General features: G+C 66.3%; 23 protein-coding genes. 10 read left to right on the forward strand and 13 right to left on the reverse strand.

The annotated features are described in order from the left end of the window. Positions 1-11: 11 nt before the first annotated feature. The 3 genes from L5876_RS07725 to L5876_RS07735 are packed head-to-tail and all read left to right on the forward strand — an operon-like array spanning position 12 to position 3,537. Entirely contained in the window at positions 12-1,403 is a 1,392-nt protein-coding gene (locus L5876_RS07725; RefSeq protein ID WP_236955601.1) for a hypothetical protein, read from the forward strand. Next, positions 1,403-1,915, forward strand: coding sequence for a YgjV family protein (locus L5876_RS07730; RefSeq protein ID WP_236955602.1), 513 nt, complete (start codon positions 1,403-1,405; stop codon positions 1,913-1,915). The genes L5876_RS07725 and L5876_RS07730 overlap by 1 nt, the downstream gene beginning before the upstream one ends. 47 nt (positions 1,916-1,962) lie before the next feature. Further along, positions 1,963-3,537, forward strand: coding sequence for a hypothetical protein (locus L5876_RS07735; RefSeq protein WP_236955604.1), 1,575 nt, complete (start codon positions 1,963-1,965; stop codon positions 3,535-3,537). 12 nt (positions 3,538-3,549) lie between these two features. Here L5876_RS07735 and L5876_RS07740 read toward each other — a convergent pair whose 3' ends face one another. Next, a complete protein-coding gene (locus tag L5876_RS07740) occupies positions 3,550-4,077 on the reverse strand; it encodes a hypothetical protein (RefSeq protein ID WP_236955605.1) in 528 nt (175 codons plus the stop codon). 131 nt (positions 4,078-4,208) lie between these two features. Here L5876_RS07740 and L5876_RS07745 point away from each other — a divergent pair, with 131 nt between their 5' ends. The 3 genes from L5876_RS07745 to L5876_RS07755 all read left to right on the forward strand — a co-directional run bounded on the left by L5876_RS07745 (position 4,209) and on the right by L5876_RS07755 (position 6,559). Further along, the gene (locus tag L5876_RS07745; protein WP_236955606.1) at positions 4,209-5,801 is read left to right on the forward strand and encodes a lysine--tRNA ligase; all 1,593 of its coding nucleotides are present in this window, start codon (positions 4,209-4,211) and stop codon (positions 5,799-5,801) included. Between the two features lie 101 nt (positions 5,802-5,902). Next, a complete protein-coding gene (locus tag L5876_RS07750; RefSeq protein ID WP_236955607.1) occupies positions 5,903-6,337 on the forward strand; it encodes a hypothetical protein in 435 nt (144 codons plus the stop codon). A gap of 3 nt (positions 6,338-6,340) precedes the next feature. Then, a complete protein-coding gene (locus L5876_RS07755; protein WP_272906903.1) occupies positions 6,341-6,559 on the forward strand; it encodes a helix-turn-helix transcriptional regulator in 219 nt (72 codons plus the stop codon). Positions 6,560-6,593: 34 nt separating this feature from the next. On the opposite strand, the gene L5876_RS07760 is transcribed toward L5876_RS07755, so the two are convergent. Beyond that, complete coding sequence (locus L5876_RS07760) at positions 6,594-6,950, reverse strand: PRC-barrel domain-containing protein (RefSeq protein WP_052290394.1); 357 nt, start codon at positions 6,948-6,950, stop codon at positions 6,594-6,596. Positions 6,951-7,090: 140 nt separating this feature from the next. Continuing rightward, on the reverse strand, positions 7,091-7,717 hold the full coding sequence (locus tag L5876_RS07765) for a helix-turn-helix transcriptional regulator (RefSeq protein ID WP_236955608.1): 627 nt from the start codon (positions 7,715-7,717) through the stop codon (positions 7,091-7,093). A 116-nt stretch (positions 7,718-7,833) separates the two neighbouring features. Here L5876_RS07765 and L5876_RS07770 point away from each other — a divergent pair, with 116 nt between their 5' ends. Together L5876_RS07770 and L5876_RS07775 are read left to right on the forward strand one after the other, a co-directional pair. Beyond that, the gene (locus tag L5876_RS07770) at positions 7,834-8,193 is read left to right on the forward strand and encodes a DUF952 domain-containing protein (protein WP_236955609.1); all 360 of its coding nucleotides are present in this window, start codon (positions 7,834-7,836) and stop codon (positions 8,191-8,193) included. Then, positions 8,190-9,227 carry a quinone-dependent dihydroorotate dehydrogenase gene (locus L5876_RS07775; RefSeq protein ID WP_236955610.1) on the forward strand — a complete coding sequence of 346 codons (1,038 nt, stop codon included), beginning with the start codon at positions 8,190-8,192 and terminating at the stop codon, positions 9,225-9,227. Before L5876_RS07770 ends, L5876_RS07775 begins: the two co-directional genes overlap by 4 nt. A 148-nt stretch (positions 9,228-9,375) precedes the next feature. Here the strand turns inward: L5876_RS07775 and L5876_RS07780 are convergent, their stop codons facing one another. Then, positions 9,376-10,701 (reverse strand): MATE family efflux transporter, encoded by a 1,326-nt coding sequence (locus L5876_RS07780; protein WP_236955611.1) that lies wholly within the window; start codon positions 10,699-10,701, stop codon positions 9,376-9,378. A 106-nt stretch (positions 10,702-10,807) separates the two neighbouring features. Between L5876_RS07780 and L5876_RS07785 the strand changes: the two genes are divergently transcribed. Both L5876_RS07785 and L5876_RS07790 read left to right on the forward strand, forming a co-directional pair. Beyond that, the gene (locus tag L5876_RS07785; RefSeq protein ID WP_236955613.1) at positions 10,808-11,827 is read left to right on the forward strand and encodes an NAD(P)-dependent alcohol dehydrogenase; all 1,020 of its coding nucleotides are present in this window, start codon (positions 10,808-10,810) and stop codon (positions 11,825-11,827) included. After that, entirely contained in the window at positions 11,824-12,747 is a 924-nt protein-coding gene (locus L5876_RS07790) for a histone deacetylase (protein WP_236955615.1), read from the forward strand. Before L5876_RS07785 ends, L5876_RS07790 begins: the two co-directional genes overlap by 4 nt. On the opposite strand, the gene L5876_RS07795 is transcribed toward L5876_RS07790, so the two are convergent. The 9 genes from L5876_RS07795 to L5876_RS07835 form a co-directional block, all read right to left on the reverse strand. Then, the gene (locus L5876_RS07795) at positions 12,738-12,872 is read right to left on the reverse strand and encodes a DUF2256 domain-containing protein (protein WP_272906904.1); all 135 of its coding nucleotides are present in this window, start codon (positions 12,870-12,872) and stop codon (positions 12,738-12,740) included. The two genes, L5876_RS07790 and L5876_RS07795, sit on opposite strands and share 10 nt — an antisense overlap. A gap of 7 nt (positions 12,873-12,879) precedes the next feature. Further along, the gene (locus L5876_RS07800) at positions 12,880-13,239 is read right to left on the reverse strand and encodes a thiol-disulfide oxidoreductase DCC family protein (RefSeq protein WP_236955619.1); all 360 of its coding nucleotides are present in this window, start codon (positions 13,237-13,239) and stop codon (positions 12,880-12,882) included. A 147-nt stretch (positions 13,240-13,386) separates the two neighbouring features. Further along, positions 13,387-13,803, reverse strand: coding sequence for a PaaI family thioesterase (locus L5876_RS07805; protein WP_236955621.1), 417 nt, complete (start codon positions 13,801-13,803; stop codon positions 13,387-13,389). Between the two features lies 1 nt (position 13,804). Continuing rightward, a complete protein-coding gene (locus L5876_RS07810) occupies positions 13,805-14,290 on the reverse strand; it encodes a PaaI family thioesterase (protein WP_039718476.1) in 486 nt (161 codons plus the stop codon). Positions 14,291-14,392: 102 nt separating this feature from the next. Then, positions 14,393-15,202 carry a PleD family two-component system response regulator gene (locus L5876_RS07815; RefSeq protein ID WP_236955623.1) on the reverse strand — a complete coding sequence of 270 codons (810 nt, stop codon included), beginning with the start codon at positions 15,200-15,202 and terminating at the stop codon, positions 14,393-14,395. Between the two features lie 80 nt (positions 15,203-15,282). Further along, complete coding sequence (locus L5876_RS07820; RefSeq protein ID WP_236955624.1) at positions 15,283-15,609, reverse strand: DUF6460 domain-containing protein; 327 nt, start codon at positions 15,607-15,609, stop codon at positions 15,283-15,285. A gap of 45 nt (positions 15,610-15,654) precedes the next feature. Next, complete coding sequence (locus L5876_RS07825) at positions 15,655-16,521, reverse strand: mechanosensitive ion channel family protein (RefSeq protein ID WP_236955633.1); 867 nt, start codon at positions 16,519-16,521, stop codon at positions 15,655-15,657. A 97-nt stretch (positions 16,522-16,618) separates the two neighbouring features. Beyond that, the gene (locus L5876_RS07830; protein ID WP_236955625.1) at positions 16,619-17,569 is read right to left on the reverse strand and encodes a hypothetical protein; all 951 of its coding nucleotides are present in this window, start codon (positions 17,567-17,569) and stop codon (positions 16,619-16,621) included. 114 nt (positions 17,570-17,683) lie between these two features. Next, entirely contained in the window at positions 17,684-19,846 is a 2,163-nt protein-coding gene (locus L5876_RS07835) for a prolyl oligopeptidase family protein (protein WP_236955626.1), read from the reverse strand. Between the last annotated feature and the right edge of the window lie 112 nt (positions 19,847-19,958).

A 19,958-nucleotide genomic window follows, 5' to 3' on the forward strand; every position in this document is an offset into this window, starting at 1 on the left:
GGAACGAGCCGATGCAGGATACGACCACGCCGGGCAGCGGCCCGGTCGTGCGGCCGGGCATCTACCGGCTGAGCCTGATCAGCCCGATCATCACCGAGCAATTCCTGGTCACCTCGCGCAAGGCGAGCGCCTATCGCACCGATCAGGTGACGGCGGCCGAGGCGCTGCGCAGCAAGGCTGGCGAGGCCTGGGCCGTGCTGATCCCGGAAGCGCCGCACGAAGCCGCGACCGACAGCCGGGATGGCGGGGCGCGGCCGATCGGCTGGCTCGACTATGGCGGCAAGGCGCGCACGCCCCATGCCTTTCTGCGCCTCATGGCGCGGCAGGGGCATGAGACGTTCTCCAATGACGGGCTGACGGCGCGATGCAATGCGCGCTGGTACAATATCCACGACTTCGGCGTGCTGGTCTTCGGCTGGACGTTCGAGGTCGACGTGCCGGACGGCGTGTCGTCGGAGCGGCTGCGCGCTTTCGCGGACTGGCTGGCGGAAAGCCAGCTGCCGGCCCGCGTGGCGGCGGAAGCGCAGGACGTCTGCGCCCTGATCGCCAAGACCCTGCCGAACCAGATCGACACCATTGTGCAGGACCAGATCGAGCATCTCGACGATGATGCTGACTGGGACTTCCAGCCGATCTCGGTCCACCGGGTCTGGAGCTTCACGCCGGACACCTTGCCCGAAGGGGGGATCGCGGCGCTGCGGCCGCTGTTCGAGGTGGCGACGCTCGACGGGCTAAACCCCGCCGAAGTCGGCCCCGGCGCGCTGGCCTGGTCGGGCTACATGAATTCCTTCGTCGTGGCGCCGGAAGCAGGCGTGGAACGCTATTCGCCCGAGCCGCTGATCGCCTATTACGGCTATGCCTATGCGACGATGCTGCTGCTGGACGAGCGCTTGTTCTTCGCCGCCGAGCGCTTCCTCAATCGAACGGCCCAGGATTCGAAGGGCAAGTGGACCGGGGCGCGGGCCCGCAAGCTGCGCGAGCGGCTCCGGCTGTTCCGCGACATGACGACCTTCTTCCTGCACCGCCATCATGACGAGCTGGGCGTGCTGAAACCGTTCGAGCGCCAGCTGTGGGGTCAGCTGATGGGTTCGTGGCGGTTCGAAGCGCTGGCCCGGGATCTCGAGGAAAAACGCGAATTCCTGAACGAGATCTACGACCAGGCCGCGGCGCGGGCGCAGGAACGGCTGCAGATGCTGACCAATGTCGTGTTCGGCATTTTGACGAGCCTGACGCTGATCTCGGTGATCGGCGATTTCGCCTGGTTCTTCCGCGACGGCACGTCAGGATCGAGCGAGATCATCAACACCGCCGACATGTGGCGCTGGGCCTGGGCCATGGGGGCGCTGGGCGCGACCGTGTTCGGCATCGTCTTCGTCCTGTTCACCCGGGCGCGGCGGATGTGATGGACGGATTTCCGGTCACCGAGGCCCTGATTCAGGGGCTGGGGCTGGCCGGATTCGGTCTGATCATCGCGTCGACCCGTGCGCGGACGAAGCGCGGCTTCCTGATGCGCGATGCGGCGGGCGTGGCGCTGGTCGCGGCGCACTATTTCGCGCTGGGGGAGCCGGCGGGGGCGGGGTATTCCCTGTTCTACGGCTCGCTCGATATCGCGGCGCTCTATGGCTGGCACCGGCGGTTCCGCTGGCTGGTCTGGGTCGCGCTGGCGGCGGGCGGGCACAGTGCGGTCGCGGCCGGGGGCACGGCGCTGGCCATTCTCGCCCGCTTCGCCCGCGGCATCGCCCGGACGCTGGCGCTGGTCGCGCTGTCGACGACGCTGTGGGGCGTGTATGGCGTCCTGACCGGCAGCTGGCCCCAAATCGCATTCTCGCTCGTCTACGGCGCGGTGGCGGTCTGGCGCGCGGCACGGCTCTATGGACGGGCACGGCGCTGGCGAAGGCGGCGGCCGCTCCCCTGAGTTCCTTTCGCTCGCGACCCGTCAAACAGGCTGTTACTCTGCGGGCGATGATCAGGCTGCTGCTTCCGCTCTTTGTCATCGCCCTCGCGGTCGTCCCCGCGTCGGCGCAAGACACGGATGCGCCGCCACCCGAAGCGCAATCCGTGGCGGAGGAGTTGCCGACGCAGGCGGCGGCCATGCGTGAGATACTGACGCTCGCCGAAGCACTCCAGACGGGTGCGGAGCTTGAGGCCGCGAGGGCGGTCTCTCGCGCGCCCGGCAATGATCGGGTGTTGATCCGTTCCGGCTTTGCGATTTCTGCGGCGTCGGAGCGGATGCGGATCCTGTCGAGTGCGGCTGAACTTGGCGCGGACGATTTGCTGCCCGACCTTTTGCGTGCCTTCGAAGACGAGTTGCGCATCGCGGCGGAGGCGGACCCCGCTGCCGTCGTGTCGTTCGCGCACGCCCTCCATGGCGCCGGGCGGACCGGCGAGGCGATCGCCCTGCTGCGCGATGTGACGGGCCGCGCGCCGATCGCGGATGATTTTTTGAGTGCGATGCGTCACCAGACTGCGAATCTCGACGCGGCACGCGCCTTCCTCGAGTTCGGCGATCCCGCAAGCGCGCGGGAAACGATCCGGCAGATGATGGCCGACAGCGCCCATCGGAATGCCTTCTCGCTGTATCTGCGCCTGCGCGCGGCTCAGGTGCTGGCGGATGCCGGCGACCCTGCGGGGGCTTTGAGAGCGTTGCACACGCAACTCGCGGCGGACGGCGAGCGGACCGGCGAACCGGTATTCGAAGACGGGGTGGTGTTCGCGACCCTGCAATTCCTTGATCAGATGAACACGGAACCGGCCGCCCGGGCGCGCGACGCCATCATCGTGGAGCTTCATCCGGACCGCGCCGGACAGGTGTATCTCTGGCTGACGCTGGCGGGCGCTCACCAGGAGGCGGGGCGGGCGGACATGACGCGCCGGGCCGCGCGCCGAGCGCTCGCACTGACCCTGGGCGGCGGGGCGCCACCGCTGCCCGCGGACGATCTGAGCACAGCGGCCCGTCTGCTGGCTCTGTCCGGTGACTGCGCGCTCGCGCTGCGGGTCCAGATGCTCGCCGCCTCTACCCGCATGGCCGTGCTGATGATGAGCGCCCAAGAGTTTGACGGCTACGAGGCCCCGCAGCCGGGTCACGAAGACGGGCGGGTCGTGGACCTGGCGATCGTGCAGGCGGCCTGCGGGCTGCCTTCGGGGGCGATTGAACTTGTCAGGGAGGAGGCAAGCCGGATCGGACGCGATCTGGCGGAAGCATTGCCGGCCGGCATGCCCTCCGAGCCGGCCGCGCAAACCTATCTCGCATACCAGATCGCGGAGATTCGCGATCTTTTGCCGGAAGCGCGGCGCGAGGCGCTGTCGCGGGCCGTTTCGGTGAGCCTGCCGCGAGAGGCTGTGCTGCCATCCGGGGCCGGCGGGGCGTTGGCAGGCGACGGGACCTCACTGGCTCTCATGTGGGTCGATGGCGCTCTGGCGCGCGGCAGACGGCACGAGGCGGAGGCGTTGCTTCTCGATCTCTATAATGGACTTCCGGAGGAACCTGCGGCGCGGATCAGCGGTTTGCTGGCGCTTCGGCCTTATCTTCCGGACTGACGGACGTCCGGGCTATTCCGCAGGAAAAAGGACGTCCGCGCCCGGCGTCTCGACATAGCTGAAGCCGCCGGCTTCCGACCATTCGCCGTCCGACAGTGATCGCGAGAACTGGTCGTAGCCGGCGCCAGTGAAGCGGAGCTCGCCGCGCACCTCCGTGATCGTCGGGTGTCCGATGATCGTTTCCACGAAGTCGAACCCGCCCTCGACCGGTTCGAGCACGCCTTCGGTGTGAAAGCCCGCGGTCGTGAAATAGTGGAAAACATAAGCCTGCGCGCCATCGACGTAGAAGATGATGGTGCGCCCGCCATAGGCCCCGTCATTGACCGAATGCGTGGCCTGAACCGCGCGCCCGCCGATGATGTATTCCCAATGGGCCACGTCCGCGACCGCATTTCCATCGGGCGCGGTGCCTTCGCCGGTGAATGTTCGCCCGGCGATCGGCGCGAAGACCTGCATGGGAGCGTAGGGCGTGGCCTCAGCAGGACGACCGGCCACAAGGACGCACCATGCGGCGAGGGCAATGAGGACGGTCCGGACCATGATGCAGTCTCCCGAATGATCGGCTAAAGCATAGCGGCGGCGTGCGCGCCCGCAATCCGCGCGGTTGACCGCGCGCGCCGCCGGGCCTAGTCCGCGCGGGACATGCAGCACCAGAAAGAAAGCGACACGCAATGAGTGACCTTCCCGCCCTTGCCCGGAACGCCAAGGCCTGGCCGTTCGAACTGGCGCGGGACGTGCTCAAACGCGTGGAGCGGAACGGGCTCGATGGCGGGTCGGTGATCTTCGAGACCGGTTATGGCCCGTCCGGCCTGCCGCATATGGGCACGTTCGGTGAAGTGGCGCGGACCGCCATGGTGCGGCACGCCTTTCGGGTTCTGACCGGGGACCAGTATCCGACACGGCTGATCTGCTTTTCCGACGACATGGACGGGATGCGCAAAGTGCCCTCCAACGTGCCGAACCAGGAGATGCTGCACGCCCATCTCGGCAAGCCGCTGACCGATGTGCCGGACCCGTTCGCCACGCATGAGGGCTTTGCCCAGCACAACAATGCGCGGCTGCGCGCCTTCCTCGACAGTTTCGGCTTCGAGTACGACTTCCTGTCGGCGACGCAGCAATACCGCTCCGGCGCGTTTGACGACGTGCTGCTCCGGGCGCTGGAAAAGTTCGACGACATCATGGGCGTGATGCTGCCGACGCTGGGGCCGGAGCGTCAGGCGACCTATTCGCCCTTCCTGCCGATCTCGCCGACGACGGGCCGCGTGCTCTATGTCCCTATGAAGGCGACCGACCCCAAGGCGGGTACGATCACTTTCGAGGACGAGGACGGCACGGACGTCACCATGACGGTCACCGGCGGGCACACGAAGCTGCAGTGGAAGCCGGATTTCGGCATGCGCTGGGCGGCGCTGGGCGTCGATTTCGAGATGTTCGGCAAGGACCACCAGACCAATGCGCCGATCTATTCGCGCATCTGCAAGATCCTCGGCGTCGAGCCGCCCGTGCAATATGTCTACGAGCTCTTCCTCGACGAGCAGGGCGAGAAGATTTCCAAGTCCAAGGGCAATGGCCTTTCGGTCGAGGAATGGCTGCGCTACGGCACGCAGGAGAGCCTGTCGCTCTACAATTTCGCCAAGCCCCGCACCGCCAAGCGGCTCTATTTCGACGTGATCCCGAAGGCGGTCGACGAATACTACCAGCACCTCGCCGCCTATGCCGGCCAGGAGGCAGACAAGCAGCTGGAGAACCCGGTCTGGCACATCCATGACGGCAACCCGCCATCCGACGTGCCGCCGATCAGCTTCGCGCTGCTCCTCAATCTCGCCTCGGCTTCCGGGGCCGAGGACAAGACGGCGCTGTGGGGCTTTATCGGCCGCTATGTCGACGGCGCGACGCCGGACACGCATCCGGTCCTCGACGCCCTCGCGGAACGCGCGGTCGCCTATTACGAGGACTTCGTGAAGCCGAACAAATCCTATCGCCTGGCTTCGGATATCGAGCGCGCGGCGATGCAGGATCTGGTCGCGCGGCTGAAAGCGCTCGACCCGGGCGAGACCGATGCGGAGACCATCCAGAACGAGGTCTATGCCGCGGGCAAGGAACAGCCGTTCGAGAATCTGCGCGACTGGTTCCAGGGTCTGTACGAAGTGCTGCTGGGCCAGAGCCAGGGGCCGCGCTTCGGCGGCTTCGTGGCGGTCTACGGCATTCCGGAAACCATCGCCCTCATCGAGCGTGGCCTCGCCGGGGAATTGGCGGACGCGTAACCCCTTTTCGACACGAAGTCGCATTTGTTTGACATGGCGTCATCGGCTGTCTATGTCTGCAAATGTCGAAAATAACAGACACAAGGTCGAATGAGGCTAACATGAGTTTTCACGAGAAAAGCAATATCGCCATGCTGCTCATCATGCTGGGCGTCTATGGCGTGTATTTCGGCGGGGCGGTGCTGGGCATATTGACGGCGGACGTGCCGCCGGAAGAGGCGCTGGCCGCGACCAATGCGACGATGATCGTTACCGTTGGCGTGGTCATCGTCCTGGCGATCATCGCGCATATCGCCATCGCCATCCTGAAACCGTCCGAGGCCGATGACAGCCGCGATGAGCGCGACAAGCTGATCGAGATGCGCGGTGACCAGCGCGGCGGCGTGGTGCAGAGCGTTATCTCCCTGGGCGCGCTGGCGCTCGCAATGCTGGGCTTTCCGGTCTGGATGATTGCCAATGCGATCCTGGCCGGGCTTGTGGCCGGCGAAATCGTCAAGGCGGTGTCGAAGCTGATCGACTACCGCCGGGGGGTGTGAGCCATGGCCAAGCCTACCCTCATCACCAACCAGATCCGGACCTTGCGGTTTCACTCGGAGGAGATGACCCAGGCGGAGCTCGCCAAACGGGTCGGGGTCACGCGGCAGACCATCATCGCGATCGAGCAGGGAAAATACTCCCCGTCGCTGGAAGTCGCCTTCCAGATCGCGCGGGTCTTCCGCGTGCCGCTCGAGGAGGTGTTCCAGTATCCGGAGGCCTGACCGCCTCCGGATCACCGGATACTCACGCGGGTGACTACGCCGCGTTCGGGTAGCGCCCGAAATGCGTCGCGATGGCACTGCGCAGCCGCGGATCGGCATGGTCGATCGCGTCGGCGGTCGGCAGGGCCGGGGCGGCGCGGAGCGTCTCGACCGGCACGTTCAGCACACAGCGGTCATGAGCGCTGTCGAGCGTCAGGGTTTCCCACGGCACGGCGTAGAAGCGTTCGCCGAGTTCGCTCGGCGTATCGAGCGCGAGGACGGCGTGCAGGACGCGGCCCGTGGTCACGCCGACGGCGATGTCTTCCAGCTCGCCGATGCGGCGGCCGGAGGGCGACACGACCGTGATGCCATGGAGGGATTGCGCCGTGGTGATGCGGGGGAGGATGGACATGGGCGGAACTCCTTCTTCTCAGGAAACGCGTGTCCGTTAACCATGATCGAACGCTTTTGCGCCTGATCGGTTCCCCTTACGCCGTTGATTCGCGGTCGGTTTCGTGACGCATTCGTGGCGGATTTGTGAAGGCCGGGGGATTACTGGCTGGCCCAGACAATTCGCGACATCCAGACCACTTCCCGCAAATCGAGAATGCGGTCCGGGAAATCCGGATTGAAGGAGGACAGGGTGATCGACTGGCTGGTCATCCGCTCCAGCCGTTTGGCCATCACTTCTCCGCTGCGCGCCTTCACCACAACCCGATCGCCGCGGCGCGGATTGTCGCCCGGAGCCACCACGACGACATCGCCTTCACGATAGACCGGCAGCATGGAATCGCCGGTGATTTCGAGTGCGTAGGCGGACGGGTCCTCGACACCGGGAAAGTGGACATCGCGCCAGCCCTGACCGGCCGGAAAGCCGGCATCGTCGAAAAAGCCCTGCGCCCCGGCCTGGGCCATGCCGATCAGGGGGACGGTGCGCCCGGTCGACGCGCCGGTGGCCATCGCGGCGAAATCCTCGAAACTGACGCGTGTCGCCTCGAGCGCCTTGGCGAGGCTTTCGGTCGAGGGCCAGCGCGGCCGGGTTCCGCGATCCGATGTGCGTTTGGACGGGTTGAAGGTGGTCGGGTCGAGCCCCGCGGCCTTCGCCAATCCGGAAGGGGTCATCCCGGCCCGGGCGGCGAGTCGGTCGACGCCGCGCCACACCTGCATGTGGGTCAACATACAACCCCTCCTTTTGTTTCTGTTTTGTGCTACCTGAAAGGATTATTATCCTCTCTCTGGGTCCGGCGCAACCGCAACTCTTGTGCGCGGCCCGGCGCGGGGATATCCGGAGCGGCATGAGCCAGCGTCCTTCCCGCATCTACAAGATCGCCGATCCCGCCGATTGGGGGGGGGCGCTTCTGTCCGGCATCTATACGGGGTCGGAGCATGATCGCCGCGACGGTTTCATCCATTTCTCTACCGCCGATCAGACGCCAGGCACGCTGTTCAGGCACTTCGCCGAGGCGACGCGGCTGGTGTTCGCCGCAATCGATGCCGGGGCGCTGGGCACGGCCCTGAAATGGGAGAAGTCGCGGGGCGGGGAGGATTTTCCGCATCTCTACGGCGATCTGCCGCTGAGCGCCGTTGTGGAGGCGCATCTCCTGTCGCGCGGCGCTGACGGCGAGTGGACACTGCCGGAGGATTTCCTGTCATGACGGCGATCCACCGGCTGGGCACGGCCGCGCTGCGTCTGCTTCCGCCCGAGACCGCGCATCAGGCGAGCCTGAAGGCGCTGAAGGCCGGTCTCGTCCCCGCAGTGCATCATCCCGACGATCCGGTTCTGGCGACGGAACTCGCTGGCCTGAAGCTGTCCAATCCGGTCGGCCTGGCCGCCGGCTACGACAAGAATGCCGAGGTGCCCGACTGTCTGCTCGGTCTCGGCTTCGGCTTCGTGGAATGCGGCGCGGTTACCCCGCGCCCGCAGCCGGGCAATCCGAAGCCGCGTGTCTTCCGCCTGACCGAGGACCGCGCGGTGATCAACCGGATGGGCTTCAACAATGAGGGGCTCGAAGCCTTCGCCGCGCGCCTTGAAGCGCGGCGCGGACAGGCAGGCGTCGTCGGCGTGAATCTCGGCGCCAACAAGGACAGCGAGGACCGGGCGGCGGACTATGTTACCAGCCTGAAGCGCCTCGCCGGTCTTGCCAGCTTCTTCACGATCAACATCTCCTCTCCGAACACGCCGGGCCTGCGCGCGCTGCAGTCGCGCGCCGCGCTGGATGACCTCCTGTCGCGCGTCATGACGGCGAAGGGGACGGAGCCGGTTTTCCTCAAGGTCGCGCCGGATCTGACTGAAGCCGATGTCGCCGACATCGCCGGCGCTGTCGTGGCCCACGGGCTCGACGGGCTGATTGTTTCGAACACGACGATCGAGCGTCCTGAGAGCCTGACAAGCGCCGGCAAGGGCGAGGCCGGCGGCCTTTCCGGCCGGCCGCTGTTCGAGCGGTCTACCGCGTTGTTGAAGGATTTCCGCGCCGCGATCGGGCCGTCCGTGCCGCTGATCGGGGTAGGAGGCGTCGAGGATGCGAACACGGCCTATGCCAAAATCCGGGCCGGGGCGTCCGTCATCCAGCTCTACTCCGCGCTCGTCTATCACGGGCCCGGCCTGGTCACCCGCATCAAGCGCGGCCTGACCGAGCGGCTGAAGGCGGACGGGTTCGGCTCGGTAAGTGAGGCGGTGGGGGTGGGTTAGCGGCTCATCCCTTCTCCCCTTTCGAAGGGGAGAAGGTGCCCGAAGGGCGGATGAGGGGTTCTGTTCCGCAATCCAAGGTTACGTGTTCCCCCTCACCCGGCGCTATGCGCCACCCTTTCCCCCAAATGGGGGCGAGGGGAAGTACAGTTCAAGCCAACCGCCTTTCCAGCGCCGGATAATAGGCCGCCAGTGCGCCCGCCCGGGCGAGATAATAGACCAGAAATGCCAGCCAGACGCCGTGATTGCCGAGCGGCGGGGTCAGGATGAAATCGGCTGCGAGATAGACAACAACCGCGGCGACACTGGCATTGCGCAGCATTGCGCCCCTGGTCGCGCCGATGAAGATGCCGTCGAAAATCCACGCCATCGCGCCGAGCAGGGGCACGGCTGCGCAATAGGGCAGGAAGGTGATGGCGGCGGCGCGTGCGTCGGGATCTCCGATCACGGCGGTCAGAATGGCGGGACCGAAAATCCAGGTCAGAAGGCCGAGCAGGACGCCGGTGGCGAGCGCCAGTTCGGTGGTCAGACGCAGCGTCCGGCGCATGTGCGGCACGGACTTGCGGCCAACGGCTCGCCCGGATTCAGCTTCGGCAATGAAGGCGAAGGCATCCAGCACGAAGGCCCAGATCGTGATGACCTGCAAAAGGACGTGATTGCCCGCCAGCGCCACCGTGCCCTGCCGCGCGCCGGCATTGGCGAACCAGGTAAAGCCGATGATCATCACCCAGGTGCGCAACATCAGGTTCAGATTGATGTCGACCATGCGGCGGATTGCGCCGGGATCGAGCAGGGCCGTGCGCCCGAAAATGCCGGGCAACAGGCCGCCCCGCCGCGACAGGATGCGCCAGAGCAGGCCGATGGCCACGAGCAGTCCGCAGGCTTCCGCGATCGCAGTCGCAGCGCCGACCCCGCCCGGACCATAGCCGAGACCCAGAACGAACCAGAGATCGAGCCCGATATTCACCGCGCTGATGATGCCGTGAACGATCAGGGTTTCGGATGACCGCCCCAGCCCAATCAGCCAGCCGGTGACGGCGAAAACGCCGAAAGCGGGCAGGGCGCCCCAGCTGCGGGCGGTGAAATAGGCGGTGCCGTCGGCTTCGGCCTCCGGCCCGCCCTGCAGGATGGCGAAACCGAGATCCGCCAGAGGGGCGCGGATCAGCCAGACCAGAACGCCGATGACCGCGGCGAGAAAGAGTGCGCGCAGCAGGGTGCGCTGGACCTCAGCCTCGTCGTCCGAGCCATTGGCCTGGGCGGTCAGGCCGGTCGTGCCCATGCGCAGGAAATAGACCGACCAGTAGACGATGTTGAAGATTGCCGCGCCGAGCGCCACACCGGCCAGATCACTGGCGTCGCCGCGCAGGCCGAGCACGAATGTGTCCGCGACCCCGGCCAGCGGCACGGCGGCATTCGCGAAGACCAGCGGCCAGGCGCGCTGCAAGACGTTGCGGCGGGTGAGCGGTGTGGTGGTCATCCGCGGCGCTTAGATCGCAGTGCGATGTGGAACAAGCGAAAACCGCCCCGCGACATCACGGCCCTCCACCCTATATGTTTGTCGCAATGCGAGGGAGGACAAGCACATGATCCGGGCCTGGGCCGCACAAGAAGCCGGGGGCAAGCTGACCCCGTTCGAATACGATCCCGGGCCGCTGCCCGATGACGAGGTGGAGATCGCGGTCGAGACCTGCGGGCTCTGCCATTCCGACATGTCGCTGGTCGACGACGAATGGAATGTCTCGGCCTATCCGCTTGTGCCGGGCCACGAGATCGTCGGCCGGATCGTGGAGGCCGGCCCTTCGGTGAAGCACCTCAAAGCCGGTGACCGGGTCGGTGTCGGCTGGTTCGCGCACTCCTGCCTCGGTTGTCACACCTGCATGAGCGGGCAGCACAATCTCTGCCGTGAGGCGACCGGCGTGGCTTCGGCGCGGCAGGGCCGGTTCGGCGGGTTTGCCGAGCGGGTCCGAGCGCAGGGGGCATGGGCGATCCCGATCCCGGAGGGCGTCGATGCGGCCAAGGCCGGACCGCTTTTCTGCGGCGGGCTGACCGTTTTCTACCCGTTCGTGCATTATGGAATCCGTCCGACTGACCGGGTCGGCATCATCGGGATCGGCGGGCTGGGGCATATGGCGCTGAAATTCGCCCGCGCCTGGGGCTGCGAAGTGACCGCTTTTACCTCCTCGCCCGGCAAGGAAGAGGAAGCCATGGCGTTCGGCGCGCACCGGGTCGTCAATTCGCGCGACAAGGACGCGCTGAAGGCTGAGCGCGGCCGGTTCGACATGGTGCTCTCGACGGTGAATGTGCCGCTGGAATGGGCCCGCTACGTCCAGGCGCTCGCGCCGGACGGGCGGCTCAATTTCGTCGGTGCGGCGACCGAGCCGATGGGGCTGGCCCCGATCGCGCTGATGGGCGGGCAGGCGCAGCTTTCGGCGACTTCGGTCGGCACGCCGGCCATTGCCGCGACCATGCTGGACTTCTGCGCCCGACACGGCATCACGCCGCAAACCGAACACATGAAGATGTCGCAGATCAACGAGGCGTTTGACCATCTGCGCGCGGGCAAAGCCCGCTACCGCATCGTGCTGGAGAACGACTTCGCGTGACGGAATTGAGTGTCGTCTGGTCGCCGGACTACACCGCGCACGACGTGCCGGACCATCACCGCTTCCCGATGGGGAAGTACGAGGCCGTCGCGCGCCGGCTGGTCGCGGACGGTATCGTACCGGGCTTCGACGCCTTTCACGTGCCGATTGCCGCGCCTGCGAGCTGGCTCGAACTGGCGCATGACGGCGATTACGTCGATGGCGTGCTGACCCAGAGCCTGCCGGACGATGTGCAGCGCCGGATCGGCTTCAGGGTCACCGAGCCGATCTCGCGCCGCGCCCGGACTTCGGCTGCGGGCACGACGCTTGCCGCGCGTATGGCGCTGGAGCACGGCGCGGCGGCCAGCGCGGCCGGGGGCAGCCACCACGCCAGCCGCGAGGGCGGGGCGGGCTTTTGCGTGTTCAACGATGTCGGCGTCGCGGCGTCGGCCCTCCTGGCCGAAGGCGCGATCAGCCGCGCGCTCGTCATCGATCTCGACGTGCACCAGGGCGACGGGACGGCGCGCATCTTCGAGGCCGACGACCGGGTCTTTACCCTGTCGCTGCACTGCGAGAAGAACTGGCCGCGCCGCAAGGCACGCAGCGATCTCGACATTGGCCTGCCAGAGGGCATGGGCGATGCGGCCTATCTCGACGCGTTGTCGGACGCGCTCGACATTGTGCTGGATAGCCCGAAGCCGGATCTCGTCTTCTACAATGCCGGGGTCGACCCCCATGCGGACGACCGGCTGGGCCTGCTCTCGCTCAGTGATGACGGCCTGCTCGCCCGCGACCGGATGGTGGCGGAGCGGGTGATGGCGCTCGGCCTGCCGCTCTGCGGGGTGTTGGGCGGCGGGTATTCGAAGGATGTCGAGGCGCTGGCCGGCCGCCATGCCGGCATGTTCCGGGCGCTGGGTGAAGGCCTCGCCCGCTACGCCTGAGAGGCGCAGCGCCTCGAACAGTATTTCACCTGATCCCAGTCGCGCGCCCATTTTTTCCGCCAGGCGAAGGGGCGCTGACAGACGGGACAGGTCTTTTCTGGAAGGTTCGGCTTCCTGTGCGCCAAGGCGCGTTCAGAGGCTGCACGCCCCGTCGGCACATTTGCGGCGCGGACGGTAGGGGGCGAGCTTTCTGTAGAGCCAGTCGAGCGGCACCCGGATCGGGGCCGGGCGGGTCAGCGCGGCGAGCCAGCCCATGCCCGGCGTGACGCGCCAGATCTCGATGAAGGCAGCCCAACCGGTGACAACGCGGCCATCGTCCAATCGGACGTGGAGCGCGTCGAGCGCAGCCTGACGGTTGATGTCGTCCGGAATGTCGCCGGTCACGTCATGCAGCACGACATGACCCTGACCGCGGCGTTCATAGAGTTTCATCTCGTGAACGCAGAGCGGGCACGCGCCGTCATAATAGGCAATGACCGTGTCGGGTTTCATGCCCTTCAAGATAGAGCGGGACCGGCCTAACGGCGAGGGGGCAGGTCGTCGCAGCTCCCCCCACCCCAACCCTCCCCCGCCGGGGGAGGGAGTCGAAACGCCGTGCCTATTCCCTCCCCTTGAGGGGAGGGTCAGGGTGGGGTGACCTCAGGAGTCCGCCGGGACGGGCTTGATCAGGAAATGACCGTGCAGGGTGGCGACCGGCGCATCCCGGCGGTTCTGCCAGGCCTCGACACGGACATTGGCCACGCGCGAGCCCGACCGGCCGATGACGGCGCGGGCATAGACGTCCTGCGGCCGGGCCGGGCGGAGATAATCAACCGCGACGTCGATCGGTTTGGGCAGGCGCATCAGCGGCTGGGCCGCCAGCAACGCACCCGACGCAACGACTTCCATGAAGGCGCCGACCGCGCCGCCGTGCAGGGCAGGCACGAGCGGATTGCCAACGAGGTGTTCGGCATAGGGCAGGACGCCGGTCAGCTCGTCGCCGCGACGCTCGAAGCGGACGCCGAATTTCGAGACATAGGGCACTTCCAGAAGGGTGCGGATCAGATCGTCGCTCATCTCACAGCTTCCCTTCGGCAATGGCGGTCTTGACCCGTTCGGCCGCTTCCTTCGAGGGGCGCGTGACCATGAAGGCGGCCTGCGCAGTGGCGACCGGGTCGCTCTCGTCGCCGTCATGGGCGGTGGCGCGGACGAAAGCGATCAGGCCGTGGGCGCGAACGCATTCCGCCTCGGCGATGATGTCCTTGCCGGGCTGGGCGGGGCGCATGTAGTCGATCCGCAGATCAAGTGTGGCGGGGGTTTCCTTCGCGCCGAGGCCGGAGAAGGCTGCGACACCGCAGGCATGGTCGAGCAGGGCCGTGACCACGCCGCCGTGGAGGACGCCGGTTTCCGGGTCGCCGACCAGATCCTTGCGATAGGGCGCGCGCATCGTCGCCCGGCCCGGTCCGAGACCGTCGAGCGCCAGGCCGAGTGTCTGGGCATGCGGCGAGCCGTCGACCAGCAGCGGGGCGAGGCGATGAAGCAGGTCCTGAAGGCTTTCGGCCATGGCATCCTCTGGCATTTCGTGCGTGCAGAGTTAGCCACTGTGATCCGGATTGGACAGGGGCGGGCGCTGTCAAAATCGCAAGGCGCGTTTGCCGTGGACGCCCTATACGCGGCCCAGACGGTTGGCGACGACCTGTTCGAGGCCTGTGACGACGGCAGTTCCCGCGCCGCCTTCGAAACGGGCCCGTTCGAGCTGGACGAGTGCGGCGCGGTGGATTTCCACCACTTCGTTCTCACGCTCGGTAAACGTGTCGATCGCTTCGAGATAGCGTTTCAGCGAGACCACGACGCGGCGGGTCAGCGGGCATCCAAACGCCGCGACTTCCTCTGCCACGGCGAGCGCGCCATTTCGCGCGGCGGCGAGGGGGTCGATCAGTCCTGCGCGGACGTCGGCACCGCGCTTGTAGCGCTCGTCCGTCACGTCGCGCGGACGGCGCCGGCGATCGGGACCGCGATAGCGGGTCGCCTTCACGAAGGGTTGCGGGTTCATTTCGGCTTCGTCGGCGCGCCCGACGACGCGCTGGGGCGATGCCGGCTTCAGAACATAATCCGTCGCCCCCATATTCCGGGCGTGCAGGATATCGCGCCGCCGGGCGCGATTGCTGGTCACCAGAAGCGGGATCTGCTGAACGAACGGGTTTTCGTGTTCGCGCAATGCGCGCACGAGCTTCATTTCCTGGCCGTTCTCGTCAAATGGGGACCAGTCCATGACGACGAGGCTGGGCGCTTCGTTCTTGATGACGTCGAGCGCCTCATCCTGCCGCCCGACAGCGAAGACGCGGGCGCCGGATTCCCGGCGCAGCGTGCTGGTCATGAGCTGACGGAAGAGCGAACCCGGTTCGAGCACGAGCGCGTGCCCTTCCCGCCAAGGCGGGGGCGCATCGATCGTTGCGATGGCTGAATTTGCCGACATTCGTCCTCTCCCGGAGAACGAGTGATACGGTAAATGTCCAGCGATTTCCTGCGGAAAGCGGATTCAGGCTGAATACTTTACTAACGCGACCGGCGCATGGCCCGAACGGTGTGCACGATCAGCCAGATCGGAATGACCAGCACCGCGCCGAGGAGAAAGTAGTCGAGACCCCAGGTTACGAGATCGGCCGAGATGTCGATAAATTCGCGCCAGGCATCAACCATGGTGCCGAAGAAATCGACCCAGAGACGGCGCGGATCGACGCGGAAGGCGGCGAGGATCAGGCCCACCACCACGCAGATCAGGACCAGGCGGAGAATATCGCCCGGCGTGATCTTCAGCCAGCGTCCAAGGAAGCTGCGCGGCTGATTTTCCTCAACCGGTTCGGTGCGTGCGTCGTTGCTCATGCCGCTTCTTCCCCTGCGATTGGGGCCTAATCGCGGCAAAGCCTATCAGCTTTCCTTGTGAATCTCGACCTGGTGCGGATAGGGAATTTCGATGTCGTTGGCATCGAAGGCCTGCTTCACCTTCTTCCACATGTCCCACTTGATCGCCCAGTGATCGGCGGTCGCCGCCCAGACGCGAACCGAGATGTCGATCGACGAGGTGTTGTGCGCCACCACGACGATGACCGGTTCGGGTTCGGCATGAATGCGTTCGTCGGGCAGGATGGTGTCGCGCAAGACCTGCATGGCCTTGTCGATGTCGTCGTCGTAGGAAATCGAGAATGTCCAGTCGACGCGCCGGGTCGGGTTCGCCGTGTAGTTCGTGATTACGTCGCCCCAGGCCTGTCCGTTCGGAACGACGATGCGCACGCCGTCGATGGCGGTCAGCTCGGTGGTGAACAGGGTGATGTCCCGAACCGTGCCGCTGGCGCCGGCAATGTCGACGAAATCGCCCAGTTTGTAGGGGCGGAAGAAGACGATCATCACCCCGGCGGCGACGTTTGACAGGGTTCCCTGCAAGGCCAGGCCGATGGCCAGTGTCGCAGCACCCAGGGCGGCAACGAGCGAGGTTGTTTCGACGCCGAACCGGGTGAGAACCGCAATGCCGACCACCGTCAGAATGGCATAACGGACAATGCCGCCGAAAAAGACCGCGAGGGTGGGATCGATTTTCGGATTCTTCTCGACGAGATGTTTCACGCTGCGCCGCGCGAAACCGGCGACCAGGAATCCGACGAACAGGATCAGCGACGCCAGAGCGACATTGACCGCGGCATCGAAGCCGATATCGACGAGCTGGGCGATGAATTGCTGGTTGAACACGCCTTCGGCGGTTTCGGCTCCGGTGGACGGTACGGCGTCGGCGGGTGTCATCACGTCGGACATCTCCGGTTGCTGGGTGTTCGATACCACCTAGCACCGGAGCCCGTGGGGTCAAACCTTGGTCAGGGAGTGACCTGCCGCGAAGGGCTCAACTCGCCGCGACGACGGCGGCGGCGCTGGCGGTCGTGGCCGCGATGACGGCGGCCTGCATGGCATAGATCGCCGACAGGTCCCGAGCCGCGCCCCCGGGCGAGCGCGAGCCGCACATCGATCCGGCAAGACGCAGGGCCAGCCGGCCTGCCGCCATGCTCGACACGCGCGGCCGCATCGCCTTGACCGCTTCGGTGGCGGCGATCAGGGCATCGCCGGCTTCCGACCCGTCCTCGACCTGCGAGGCGAGAATGGCGAGCCCGTCATACCCGCTGTGACGCACCAGGCCGCGTTGACTGCGCGCGGCGACATTGAGGGCCGTCCAGCTGCGCGCATAGATATCCGGGTCGGGGTCGCTCAGCGCCACGTCATACACTGCCTTGTCGATGTGACGGCCCGGCACGCCCGCCGCGTCCATCATGATCCGCGTGCGCGACATCAGGTCTCCGGCGGTGTCCGGCGTCTCACCCGAAGCCGTCAGCGCGGCGGCACAGGCCTCTTCCTGCTGCGGGGAACGCCGCCACCAGGGTGCGGCGATGGCCGCGAGGATGTCGTAGAACATGCCGGAATGGCTCGGATAGCCGCCCGAGGCGACCAGGACGAGCGCGGCGCAGGCGCCGCCATCCTGCAGGCTGCGGCCACCGCGCTGTTTGCGGGTTTCCTTCAGCGTGTCCTTGGTGTTGAGGAACAGGCCGGCATCGCGCCCGGCGGTGGTCAGCGCCGTGGCATAGACGAGCCGCATCTGCGGGCCGGGCGTACGCCAGCGTGACAGGCCGGCATTCAGCGCTTCCAGTTCCCGTTCGGTGCGGCGGATCAGCGTGTCAGTGGCGAGGTCGCAGTCGAGCGCGGCGGCGGCGCAGAAGCGGGCCTGCAGGCGCCCACCCCGGCCGGCGATTCCGGCAAAGGCTTCTTCCAGTTCCTGAAATCTTTCGATCACGGCATGGGCCATGTCGTATCCCTCACTGCTCTCGCCCCCCGGCTCGAGGCAGTGAAGCTCGCAAATCTGCCGTCAAGAAGGCAGGGGGAATGACCTTGTGCGCATTCCCCCCGGTGTGATCCTGCCTTACTCCCCGAGTTGCGGCAGACCGCCGGACAGGTCGAGACCCGTGTGGAAGGCGATGAAGGCCCACTTGTCGGCGGTTTCCTCGATCAGTTTCGAGACCGGTGTTCCCGCACCGTGGCCGGCACGCGTCTCGATGCGGATCACCGTCGGAGCCGGTCCGGTTTCCGCCGCCTGCAATGCGGCGGCATATTTGAACGAGTGTCCCGGCACGACGCGGTCGTCCGTATCGGCCGTCAGGATCAGGAGCGCCGGATAATCCTCGCCCTCCGCCACGTTGTGGTAGGGCGAATAGGCGCGCAGGATCTCGAACATCTCCGGGTCCTGGGGCGAACCGTAATCGTCGACCCAGAAGCGGCCGGCGGTGAACTGGTTGAAGCGCAGCATGTCCATCACGCCGACGGTGGGCAGGCCTGCCGCGAACAGGTCGGGGCGCTGGTTGACCACGGCACCGATCAGCAGGCCGCCATTGGACCGGCCCTCGATGGCGAGATTGTCCGGCGTAGTCCAGCCGAGATCGATCAGCTCCTCGGCGGCGTTGATGAAGTCGTCGAAGACATTCTGCTTGTTCTGAAGGCGGCCGGCATCGTGCCAGGCCCGGCCGTATTCCGAGCCGCCGCGCAGATTCACCAGAGCGAAGACGCCGCCCATCTCCATCCACTGCAGACGGCGCACGTCGAAGGTGGGCAGTTGGGCGATGCCGAAGCCGCCATAGCCATAGAGCAGGGTCGGTTGCACGCCTGTTGCCTCGACGCTGCGGTGGCGCACGATGAACATCGGGACCTGGGCGTCGCCCGACGATTCGAAGAAGACCTGCTCCACCACATAGTCTTCCGGATCGAAATTGAGGTCGGGTTCGCGGAAGACCGCGCTCTCGCCGGACTCGACATCGTAGCGGTAGATCGTGGCCGGGCGGTTGAAGCTGGAGAAGGTGTAGAAGGTTTCCGGCGAGTCGAGATGACCGCCGAAGCCACCGACCGAGCCGATGCCCGGAAGGTCGACATTGCGCACCAGATTGCCGTCGAGGTCATAGACGCTGACCGCGGCCTTGGCGTCTTCGAGGCGTTCCACGATCAGATGATTTCCGACTGCGCTGGCGCTCTGGATCGGGGTCTCTCCTTCGGCGATCACGTCGCTCCGGTCATCCGGGTTCAACACGTCGACTTCGACGATACGGCCGTTCGGCGCATCCAGATCGGTCTGGAACAGGAAGCGGCTGCCTACATTGGTGACGTAGGTGTGGTTGTTGCCGAAGCCCTCGAAAATCTCGACCGGCTGGGCATTCGGCTCGGTCAGGCTCAGAACGTAGGTGCCGTTGCCGTCGGTGCCGGTCCAGGAGGTGAGGACCAGAAAGTCGCCGTCTTCCGACACGGTCGCGCCCCAGCCGAGTTCGGGATTGTCCGGATCGGACATGACCATTACGTCGTCGGATTGCGGTGTGCCAACGGTGTGGAAATACACCGCCTGGTTCATGTTCAGCGAGGTGAATTCCGACCCCTCGTCCGGGGCCGGATAGCGGGAATAGTAGAAGCCGGCACCGTCGGCGGCCCAACTGACGCCGGTGAATTTCGCCCACTCGATCCGGTCGTCCATGACCTCGCCGGTCTCGACATCGATCACGTGGATGGTGCGCCAGTCCGACCCGCCGTCGGCGACGAGATAGGCGACCATTGAGCCGTCAGGGCTCGGCGATGTGCCGGCCAGCGCCTGGGTGCCGTCCTCGGTCCAGGCATTCGGGTCGATCAGCGCCCGCGGATCGCCGTCGAGCCCGTCCTGGACGTAGTAGACGGACTGGTTCTGGAGCCCGTCATTACGGCTGTAGAAATATCGCCCGCCATCTTCTTCCGGCGTGTCGAAGCGTTCGTAATTCCAGAGCTCGGTCAGACGGTCCTCGATCGCCGCCCGGCCGGGCAGGGTTTCGAGATAGGCGTTCGTCACCTCGTTCTGCGCCGCGACCCAGGCCGCGACGTCCGGATTGGTGCGGACCGAATCCTCGAGCCAGCGATAGGGGTCTGCGACCTCTTCGGTGCCGTCCGGCGTCTGATAGGTGTCGACCTGATCGACCGTCGCGGTCTCGGGGTAGTCAAGATATTCACCCTCCTGCGCCAGGGCAGTGCCGGCCAGCGCGGTGGTCAGGGCAAGGGCGGAAAACAGGGTGCGGGGCATGACGGTCCTCTTGGCAATCGAGTTTCTCCCCCCGCTTGCGGGGGGAGTGCCCCCGGACTTGTTCCGGGGGCGAGGGGGGATTTGCCCCCCCCCCCCCCTGGGGGGGGCCCCC

The sequence above is a fragment of the Hyphobacterium sp. SN044 genome, assembly GCF_021864465.1.
Lineage (GTDB): Bacteria > Pseudomonadota > Alphaproteobacteria > Caulobacterales > Maricaulaceae > Hyphobacterium.

Bases quoted from the DNA above. Each gene is read 5' to 3' on its own strand.
- L5876_RS07725 (WP_236955601.1), top strand. From the start codon at position 12: ATGCAGGATACGACCACGCCGGGCAGCGGCCCGGTCGTGCGGCCGGGC.
- L5876_RS07730 (WP_236955602.1), top strand. From the start codon at position 1,403: ATGGACGGATTTCCGGTCACCGAGGCCCTGATTCAGGGGCTGGGGCTG.
- L5876_RS07735 (WP_236955604.1), top strand. From the start codon at position 1,963: ATGATCAGGCTGCTGCTTCCGCTCTTTGTCATCGCCCTCGCGGTCGTC.
- L5876_RS07740 (WP_236955605.1), bottom strand. From the start codon at position 4,077: ATGGTCCGGACCGTCCTCATTGCCCTCGCCGCATGGTGCGTCCTTGTG.
- L5876_RS07745 (WP_236955606.1), top strand. From the start codon at position 4,209: ATGAGTGACCTTCCCGCCCTTGCCCGGAACGCCAAGGCCTGGCCGTTC.
- L5876_RS07750 (WP_236955607.1), top strand. From the start codon at position 5,903: ATGAGTTTTCACGAGAAAAGCAATATCGCCATGCTGCTCATCATGCTG.
- L5876_RS07755 (WP_272906903.1), top strand. From the start codon at position 6,341: ATGGCCAAGCCTACCCTCATCACCAACCAGATCCGGACCTTGCGGTTT.
- L5876_RS07760 (WP_052290394.1), bottom strand. From the start codon at position 6,950: ATGTCCATCCTCCCCCGCATCACCACGGCGCAATCCCTCCATGGCATC.
- L5876_RS07765 (WP_236955608.1), bottom strand. From the start codon at position 7,717: ATGTTGACCCACATGCAGGTGTGGCGCGGCGTCGACCGACTCGCCGCC.
- L5876_RS07770 (WP_236955609.1), top strand. From the start codon at position 7,834: ATGAGCCAGCGTCCTTCCCGCATCTACAAGATCGCCGATCCCGCCGAT.
- L5876_RS07775 (WP_236955610.1), top strand. From the start codon at position 8,190: ATGACGGCGATCCACCGGCTGGGCACGGCCGCGCTGCGTCTGCTTCCG.
- L5876_RS07780 (WP_236955611.1), bottom strand. From the start codon at position 10,701: ATGACCACCACACCGCTCACCCGCCGCAACGTCTTGCAGCGCGCCTGG.
- L5876_RS07785 (WP_236955613.1), top strand. From the start codon at position 10,808: ATGATCCGGGCCTGGGCCGCACAAGAAGCCGGGGGCAAGCTGACCCCG.
- L5876_RS07800 (WP_236955619.1), bottom strand. From the start codon at position 13,239: ATGAAACCCGACACGGTCATTGCCTATTATGACGGCGCGTGCCCGCTC.
- L5876_RS07805 (WP_236955621.1), bottom strand. From the start codon at position 13,803: ATGAGCGACGATCTGATCCGCACCCTTCTGGAAGTGCCCTATGTCTCG.
- L5876_RS07810 (WP_039718476.1), bottom strand. From the start codon at position 14,290: ATGGCCGAAAGCCTTCAGGACCTGCTTCATCGCCTCGCCCCGCTGCTG.
- L5876_RS07815 (WP_236955623.1), bottom strand. From the start codon at position 15,202: ATGTCGGCAAATTCAGCCATCGCAACGATCGATGCGCCCCCGCCTTGG.
- L5876_RS07820 (WP_236955624.1), bottom strand. From the start codon at position 15,609: ATGAGCAACGACGCACGCACCGAACCGGTTGAGGAAAATCAGCCGCGC.
- L5876_RS07825 (WP_236955633.1), bottom strand. From the start codon at position 16,521: ATGACACCCGCCGACGCCGTACCGTCCACCGGAGCCGAAACCGCCGAA.
- L5876_RS07830 (WP_236955625.1), bottom strand. From the start codon at position 17,569: ATGGCCCATGCCGTGATCGAAAGATTTCAGGAACTGGAAGAAGCCTTT.
- L5876_RS07835 (WP_236955626.1), bottom strand. From the start codon at position 19,846: ATGCCCCGCACCCTGTTTTCCGCCCTTGCCCTGACCACCGCGCTGGCC.